At 66.1% G+C, this 7,117-nt stretch carries 9 protein-coding genes and 1 tRNA gene; 7 read left to right on the top strand and 3 right to left on the bottom strand.

Features of this window, described 5'->3' with window-relative positions; genetic code table 11:
* Positions 1-84 precede the first annotated feature (84 nt).
* Positions 85-1,059: an N-carbamoyl-D-amino-acid hydrolase gene (locus AC0L2J_RS01970; RefSeq protein WP_473386868.1), complete on the bottom strand. Its 975-nt coding sequence runs from the start codon at positions 1,057-1,059 to the stop codon at positions 85-87.
* A 188-nt stretch (positions 1,060-1,247) separates the two neighbouring features.
* Entirely contained in the window at positions 1,248-1,706 is a 459-nt protein-coding gene (locus tag AC0L2J_RS01965; RefSeq protein WP_473386866.1) for a hypothetical protein, read from the bottom strand.
* Between the two features lie 205 nt (positions 1,707-1,911).
* Here AC0L2J_RS01965 and AC0L2J_RS01960 point away from each other — a divergent pair, with 205 nt between their 5' ends.
* The 3 genes from AC0L2J_RS01960 (at position 1,912) to AC0L2J_RS01950 (ending at position 3,082) form a co-directional block, all read left to right on the top strand.
* Positions 1,912-2,142 (top strand): hypothetical protein, encoded by a 231-nt coding sequence (locus AC0L2J_RS01960; RefSeq protein WP_473386864.1) that lies wholly within the window; start codon positions 1,912-1,914, stop codon positions 2,140-2,142.
* Positions 2,143-2,293: 151 nt separating this feature from the next.
* Positions 2,294-2,518, top strand: coding sequence for a hypothetical protein (locus tag AC0L2J_RS01955; RefSeq protein WP_473249419.1), 225 nt, complete (start codon positions 2,294-2,296; stop codon positions 2,516-2,518).
* A gap of 237 nt (positions 2,519-2,755) precedes the next feature.
* A complete protein-coding gene (locus tag AC0L2J_RS01950; protein ID WP_473386862.1) occupies positions 2,756-3,082 on the top strand; it encodes a hypothetical protein in 327 nt (108 codons plus the stop codon).
* A gap of 203 nt (positions 3,083-3,285) precedes the next feature.
* On the opposite strand, the gene AC0L2J_RS01945 is transcribed toward AC0L2J_RS01950, so the two are convergent.
* Positions 3,286-3,362: transfer RNA gene (locus tag AC0L2J_RS01945), tRNA-Pro, on the bottom strand.
* A 68-nt stretch (positions 3,363-3,430) separates the two neighbouring features.
* On the opposite strand from AC0L2J_RS01945, the gene AC0L2J_RS01940 reads away from it, so the two are divergent.
* From AC0L2J_RS01940 to AC0L2J_RS01925, 4 genes are read left to right on the top strand one after another with little or no spacing between them, the layout of a single operon-like run.
* Complete coding sequence (locus AC0L2J_RS01940; protein WP_473386859.1) at positions 3,431-4,420, top strand: L-threonylcarbamoyladenylate synthase; 990 nt, start codon at positions 3,431-3,433, stop codon at positions 4,418-4,420.
* Positions 4,421-4,440: 20 nt separating this feature from the next.
* Positions 4,441-5,868 carry an FAD-binding oxidoreductase gene (locus AC0L2J_RS01935; protein WP_473386856.1) on the top strand — a complete coding sequence of 476 codons (1,428 nt, stop codon included), beginning with the start codon at positions 4,441-4,443 and terminating at the stop codon, positions 5,866-5,868.
* Complete coding sequence (locus AC0L2J_RS01930) at positions 5,865-6,308, top strand: GNAT family acetyltransferase (protein WP_473386854.1); 444 nt, start codon at positions 5,865-5,867, stop codon at positions 6,306-6,308. The genes AC0L2J_RS01935 and AC0L2J_RS01930 overlap by 4 nt, the downstream gene beginning before the upstream one ends.
* 9 nt (positions 6,309-6,317) lie before the next feature.
* Complete coding sequence (locus tag AC0L2J_RS01925; RefSeq protein ID WP_473249414.1) at positions 6,318-6,899, top strand: GDP-mannose pyrophosphatase; 582 nt, start codon at positions 6,318-6,320, stop codon at positions 6,897-6,899.
* The last annotated feature ends 218 nt before the right edge of the window (positions 6,900-7,117 follow it).

Below are 7,117 nucleotides of genomic sequence, written 5' to 3'. Positions count from 1 at the left end.
CCCCCGGGGGGCCCCCCCCCCCCCCCGGGGGGCGGGGCCCCCCCCCCCCCCCGCGGCCGCGCCCGCCCCCCCCCCCCCCCCCCGCTACAAGGGGGAGCTCAACCCCTTCGTTCGCACCGGCGTTCCGTCGGCCATGAGTGTCACGCCCTTCCGTTCGACGATCATCCCGTAGGCCTGCGGCTGACGGTGAACGTCGAAATTGAACGTGGTGCGCTTGTAGGAATTGCAGAGATCGAGATCGCAGCGGGCGAGCGCGATCTCGTCGCCCTTGGTCGTGCATCGCGCCATGATTTCGCCGGAGGGCGCGATGATGCAGCTTCCGCCGATGTGGTCGACGCCCTCCTCGACACCCGCTTTGGCGACGCCGACCACAAAGGTGCCGTTCTGATAGGCGCCGGCCTGCATCACCAGCTGATTGTGAAACAGCGAGAGATCGTCATGCTCGGGCGCGGGCGGATTGTGCACCGGCGTGTTGTAGCCGATCATCACCATCTCGACGCCCTGCAGGCCCATCACCCGATAGGTCTCGCTCCAGCGGCGGTCGTTGCAGATCGCCATCCCCATCACGCCGCCAAAGGCCTCGGTCACGCCGAAACTGCTGCCCGGATCGAAATAGCGCTTTTCCAGATGCTGGAATTCGCGCCATGGCTCGTGCTCGGCATGACCGGGCAAATGTACCTTGCGATATCTGGCGACGATGGCGCCGCTTCGATCGACCAGGATGGAGGTGTTGTAGCGCCTGACAAGTCCGGCCTCGACCGTCAGCTCGGCATAGCCAAGGCAAAATCCGATGCCGATCTCGCGCGCGAGATCGAACAGGGCTCTGGTCTCCGGCCCCGGCATCTCGCGCTCGAAGAAGCTGTCGATCTCGGCCTGATCCTCGAAATACCAGCGCGGAAAGAACGTGGTCAGCGCGAGCTCGGGATAGACGATCAGGTCGCAGCCGTCGGCGTGCGCCTGGCGCATCAGGGCCATCAGGCGCGCCACGACCGCGGTTCTGGTCTCGGTCCGCGCCACAGGGCCAAGCTGGCCGGCCGCCACAGTCACAAATCTCGCCACAAATTTTCCCTCGTCCGCTTCCCGTCAGGTCGCGGCAGAGACTATCGTGCGATGCGTCGCGCGCACAGCCTCGCTGTCCGGCACGGTGCCCAACCGAGAGGCAGCCCGACCGTCACGTGGGACGCGCCGAGGATGAATTGCGATTGACCGCATCCAGGTCGCGCGAAAATACCCTCATGGAGCGCCGCTCACCATTCTGCGGCGACGGGCTCGTTGAAGAACTGACTGCGCGCCGCCATGCGCGAGGGCTGGCGGCGACGATGCCGCTCCGCGACGCGCTTGTTCGGTGCGGCCGCCTTGGCCTGCCTGGGCTCCGCGGCCTTGGCGTCCGACGCCTTAACGTCCGAAGCCTTGAGCTCCGCGGCGGGCTGCGCCGCCATCGCAAGTGCCTGGCGCGTACCTTCCGGCGCGGCCGGCGGCGCCGCGTCTGATGTTGACGCCACGGTTTTGGTCAACGGAATCTGTCGCACGTTGGTGTCGAAGACGATCTTCTCCGGCCATGTCTGCGCAGAATGGATCCGGGCGATCGAGAGGTCCGGCCCGGTCCCTGCAGCCGCACTCACGGGGCCGGCCATGTAGTAGTCAGCAAGGTACAGGAGGGCGAGCAGAGCGCTGCCGGTGAAGACGAAATAGCGGATGAGCGGCATGGGTCCCTCGATCGCCTCGTTGTCGAGGCCCTGCAGCAACGGGAAAGAGTGGCAATCGTTCCGGTGCGCCGTCGAGCAATCGCGGGAGACGCTCAGCCGCCCCTGGCATTCCGCTTGCTGCACGGGAGTCAAACCCCTCAGACCCGCAGTGGGTCTGTCTCATCGTGAGGCGATCATGCATCCGACGTCCCGTTTCGAAGCGACCATGCCGACCCAGCTCCACGCATTGATCTCCGATCTGCGCTGGCGCATGCAAATGATCGACGCCGACATTCTGGAGGAAGAGCGGAAGGCTGGAATCTCCGATCCCCAGAACGTGGCCTACCCCATGCTCGCGCAGAACCTGCGGGCCCGCCGCGACAATATCCGGGTGAGCATCGCCATCCTCGAAAGCCGGCTTGAAAAGCAATCGACCGAGTGGCCGCGCGCGGCCTGATGCGCGCGACGGCGGTAGCTCCCGGTCAACGCGAAGGAACTCGCGTTGCCAATCTGCAACGGTTCCCGTCCGTCTGAAGCCGGACAAAACTAATTCCCATTGCGGCCACGAACCCCTCTCACAACGCCGTGAGACGAGCAGGGGAACTACGATGCGTGCGCAACGAGTCTGGGTGGTGAATGGGGCCGCCAGCGTCGAACAATTGCAAACCAGGTTGGACGAGCTGAATAAGCGGCTCGCTCAACTGGAGACCCAGCACCCCGAGAGCTGGAAAGTCGAAGAGCTCAGATCGAGCGCGCTCAGCCTGTCGCGCGAGATCGACGACATCCGCTGCGCCGAGGCGACGGCCGCGCTGAGCGAACTGCTGCGGAAGTAGCCGGCGTTCGCGATTCGCCCGTTGCGCAAGGAACCAACGCCGCCTCCCCGCCATTGCCATGCCGAGCATGGAGCAAAATCATGACCAGGCACCTGACGCGGGCCGATCTCGCGCGCGGCGTGGCCGGCGCGGTATCCACGCTGGTCCTGTGCGCGACGATGGCATTCACCATCGCGCGCCACTTCGCGCGTAAGGGATTTGGCGCTGTAGAGCATTTGGCGCTGGGAGATATTTGCGATGACGTCCGACCCCGAGGAATCGGTCAGGCTGCAAGGCTACGGCGAGATGACCCTGCGTACGGCCGTCACGACGATGATGCTGCTAGCGCCGCGCGAGCGCGCGGACGCCGCCATCTTCCGCGTCCGCGACGGCGTGCGGCTCGCCTCAAGCGAGATCGCCGAGCTTGCCTCCGAATGGGGCATCGAGCCAGCGCCGGAGATCAGATCTCCGAAACTCGTTCCGGAGCAAGATTGGACATATGTCGTTCGCGGCATGGTACGTGAGGCGCCGCTGCCCGCGCTGATGATTGCGTTTATGGTGGGAATGCTGGTGGCGCGGCGGTAGGCCTCTGACCGAGGCTTGCAACGCCGAGTTATCGATATCGGCCAAACGCCGAGCCATGCCGCTCGCACACGCCACCCTGTCCGGCCAAATGGGCCGTGGACCCGCCCTGAAAATCGTTGCAAGAAGACGCTCCCGGGCGCCGGTGGCCGGTCCGCCAAGCCTTGGGGAACGAGCCTTTAGGGAAACGTCGACTTTTGGAAGAATGGTCGGAGTGGCAGGATTCGAACCTGCGACCCCTGCGTCCCGAACGCAGTGCTCTACCGGGCTGAGCCACACTCCGACAAGAGGCCGGCTTATAGCGTCGGGTTTGGCGCACCGCAAGCGGCCGAGCTGAGGAATCTTATCCCTGTGAAAACGGGTCTTGAAACGCTGATTTTACCGGCCGGCGCGGCCGGCGCGGAAGCTGCCGCCCGGACATTGGCCGCCGGCGGGCTGGTCGCGTTCCCGACCGAAACGGTGTACGGGCTCGGGGCGGATGCCGCGAATGCCGGCGCGATCGCCCATCTCTACGCCGCCAAAGGGCGGCCGGCCTTCAATCCGCTGATCGCGCACGTCGCCGACCTCGCGGCGGCGCGGAGGATCGGGCGATTCGACGCCTGCGCCTTGCGCCTCGCGGAGGCGTTCTGGCCGGGGCCGCTGACGCTGGTGGTGCCGAAAACGGAAAACTGCCCGGTGGCCGAGCTCGCCACCGCGGGCCTCGATACGGTCGCGATCCGCATTCCGGCCCATCCGGTGGCGCAGGCAATCCTGCGCGCCTTCGGCGGGGCGGTGGTGGCGCCGTCCGCCAACCTCTCCGGCCACGTCTCGCCGACGCTTGCAGCCCATGTCGAGGGCGACCTTGCGGGGCGGATCGACCTGATCGTGGACGGCGGGCCTGTTACGGTCGGCGTCGAATCGACCATCGTCGGCTGCTTTGCGGCGCCGATGCTGCTGCGGCCGGGCGGGCTGGCACGCGAGCGGATCGAGGCCGTGCTCGGTGCACCGCTGGCGCGACTGCCCGTGGAGACCGACAGCGACGACAGCCAGCCGCTGGCGCCGGGCATGCTGGCCTCGCATTACGCGCCGCGCGCCCATGTGCGGCTCAATGCGCAGGATGTCGCGCCGGGGGAAGCGCTGCTGGCGTTCGGCCCCGCGCGCCTGCCCGGCGTGGAGGCCGCCGCTGCCGTCATGAATTTGTCGCCCACCGGCGATCTCGATCAAGCCGCCGCCAATCTGTTCGGCTATCTTCGCGCCCTCGATGAGAGGCGCCCGCGGGCGATCGCGGTGATGGCGATCCCCGAACAGGATCTGGGAGAAGCGATCAACGACCGGCTGCGCCGGGCGGCTGTGGCGCGATAAGAGCGAAGCAAGAGAAGACAATGAACATCAATCATCCCGGCACCCCACCGCTAGCGCCCGAGTTGATCGAACAATTCCGCAAGATCGTCGGCGATAGGCACGCCATCACCGATGCGGCCGACATCGAGGCCTATGTCACCGAGGAGCGCAATCTGTTCCACGGCCGCTCACCACTGGTGCTGCGCCCGGGCTCGACCGCCGAAGTCGCCGCAATCTGCAAGCTCGCCTCCGAGCACAAAATCGCGCTGGTGCCGCAGGGCGGCAACACCGGGCTGGTCGGCGGCCAGACGCCGCACAATGGCGAGGTGGTGGTGTCGCTGCGGCGGCTCGACAAGATCCGTGAGATCGACACTGCGTCGAACACCATGACCTGCGAGGCCGGCGTCGTGCTGCAGATCGCACAGCAGAAGGCCGGCGAAATGGACCGGCTGTTTCCACTCTCGCTGGGCGCCGAAGGGAGCTGCACCATCGGCGGCAATCTCTCGACCAACGCCGGCGGCACCGCCGCGCTCGCCTATGGCGTCGCGCGCGAGATGGCGCTGGGGCTGGAAGTGGTGCTGGCGGACGGGCGTGTGCTCAACGTGCTGTCGAAGCTGAAGAAAGACAACACCGGCTACAATCTGCACAATCTTTTCATCGGCGCCGAAGGCACGCTCGGCATCATCACGGCGGCGACGCTAAAACTGTTTCCGAAGCCGCGGTCGATCGAGACCGCCTTCGTCGGGCTGAAGTCGCCGGACGCCGCGCTGAAGCTGCTGGCGATCGCGCAAAGCGAGGCCGCCAATGCGCTGACGAGTTTCGAGCTGCTCTCGGAGATGGCGGTCGATTTCTCGATCCGCCACGGCATCGACGTGCGCGATCCGCTCGCGCAAAAGCATGCCTGGTACGTGCTGATGGAATTGTCGTCGCCAGGCGACGACGCCCGCACGCCGCTGGAAACGATTCTCGGCCGCGCCATGGAGGACGAGATCGTCGACGACGCGGTGATCGCGGCCAATCTCACCCAGCGCGCCGGCTTCTGGAAGCTGCGCGACGAGATGTCGTCGGCGCAGAAGCCGGAGGGCGGCTCGATCAAGCACGACATTTCCGTGCCGGTGGCCACCGTGCCCGCCTTCATCGCCGAGGCCAATGAAGCCGTGGTCAAACTGATCCCCGGCGCGCGACCGGTGCCGTTCGGCCATCTCGGCGACGGCAATCTGCACTACAATGTCAGCCAGCCCATCGGCGCCAACACCGCGGACTATTTGGCGCGCTGGCACGAGATGAACGCGGTGGTGTTCGCCATCGTGCTGCGCATGGGCGGCTCGATCTCGGCCGAGCACGGCATCGGCGTGCTCAAGCGCGACGAGCTGCCCGACGTGAAGGACAAGACCGCGATCGAGCTGATGCGACAGCTCAAGGCGATGCTCGATCCGCTTGGAATCATGAACCCGGGCAAAGTGCTGTGAGTGCGCTCACGATCGACGCGATCACCGAGGCCGATGTCGAGCCTGTGGTCGCGCTGTGGCAGCGCTGCGGGTTGACGCGGCCGTGGAACGATCCGCATGCCGACATCGCGCTGGCGCGGCGGCGCGATAACTCCACGATCCTGCTCGGCCGCGAGGCCGGCGCCATCGTCGCCACCGTCATGGTCGGCCATGACGGCCATCGCGGCTGGGTCTATTACGTCGCCGTCGACCCGGAGAGCCAGAAGCGTGGCTACGGCCGCGTCGTCATGGCCGCGGCCGAAGACTGGCTGCGCCGGGCTGGAATTCTGAAGCTCCAGCTGCTGGTCCGGCGCGGGAATGAGCAGGCCAATGCGTTCTACCAGTCTCTGGGTTTCGAGGAATCGACCTCGGTGATGTTCCAGAAGTGGCTCGACGGCCGCACCACAACGCCAAGCAATTGAGATCGAAGCATGACGATTTCCGACCGCGTCCGCATCAAGGACGTCCGCGTGCTCTCGGACGGCTGGACAACCTTGAAGACCACGACGTTCGAGTACCGGCGCGCCAATGGCGAATGGCAGACGCAGCACCGCGAGACCTATGAGCGCGACAACGCCGCGGCCGTGCTGCCGTATAATCTGGCACGCCGTACGGTGATCCTGGTGAAGCAATTCCGCCTGCCGGCGTTCATTCGCGGCTACGACGATCTGCTGATCGAGGCGGCCGCCGGCGTGCTGGACGACGCCTCGCCCGAAATGCGCATCCGCGCCGAGGCCGAGGAGGAAACCGGCTATCGCCTGCACCACGTCCACAAGGTGTTCGAGGCGTTCATGAGCCCCGGCGCCATCACCGAGAAGCTGCATTTCTTCGTCGCCGAATACGAACCGGAGATGCGGGTCAGCGACGGCGGCGGCCTCGAACATGAAGGCGAGGACATCGAGGTGCTGGAGCTCGGCATCGAAGAGGCGCTTTCGATGATCGCGGACGGCCGCATCATCGACGCCAAGGCGATCATGCTGCTGCAATACGCGGCGCTGCATGTGTTCAGGTAGGTCCCGAGCTGCTTTCTTCCTTCTCCCCTTGCGGGAGAAGGTGGCGCGAAGCGCCGGATGAGGGGTACGTTTCCACGAGCTCAGTTGCATGCGGATAGAGACCCCTCACCCGTGGCGGCCGCGGGGGGGGGGCCCCCCCCCCCCCGCCCCCCCCCCGGGGGGGGGAAGAAAAAACCCGAAAAACAAGCAAAAAGAAAAGAAACAGACCCCCCCCCCCG

This window comes from Bradyrhizobium sp. MV1.5 (assembly GCF_055807615.1).
Note: the sequence above shows the minus strand (reverse complement) of the source record. Positions and strands in the feature narration are given on the sequence as shown.

Coding starts and splice junctions, on each gene's coding strand:
- AC0L2J_RS01965 (WP_473386866.1), bottom strand. CDS start 1,706: ATGCCGCTCATCCGCTATTTCGTCTTCACCGGCAGCGCTCTGCTCGCC.
- AC0L2J_RS01960 (WP_473386864.1), top strand. CDS start 1,912: ATGCCGACCCAGCTCCACGCATTGATCTCCGATCTGCGCTGGCGCATG.
- AC0L2J_RS01955 (WP_473249419.1), top strand. CDS start 2,294: ATGCGTGCGCAACGAGTCTGGGTGGTGAATGGGGCCGCCAGCGTCGAA.
- AC0L2J_RS01950 (WP_473386862.1), top strand. CDS start 2,756: ATGACGTCCGACCCCGAGGAATCGGTCAGGCTGCAAGGCTACGGCGAG.
- AC0L2J_RS01935 (WP_473386856.1), top strand. CDS start 4,441: ATGAACATCAATCATCCCGGCACCCCACCGCTAGCGCCCGAGTTGATC.
- AC0L2J_RS01925 (WP_473249414.1), top strand. CDS start 6,318: ATGACGATTTCCGACCGCGTCCGCATCAAGGACGTCCGCGTGCTCTCG.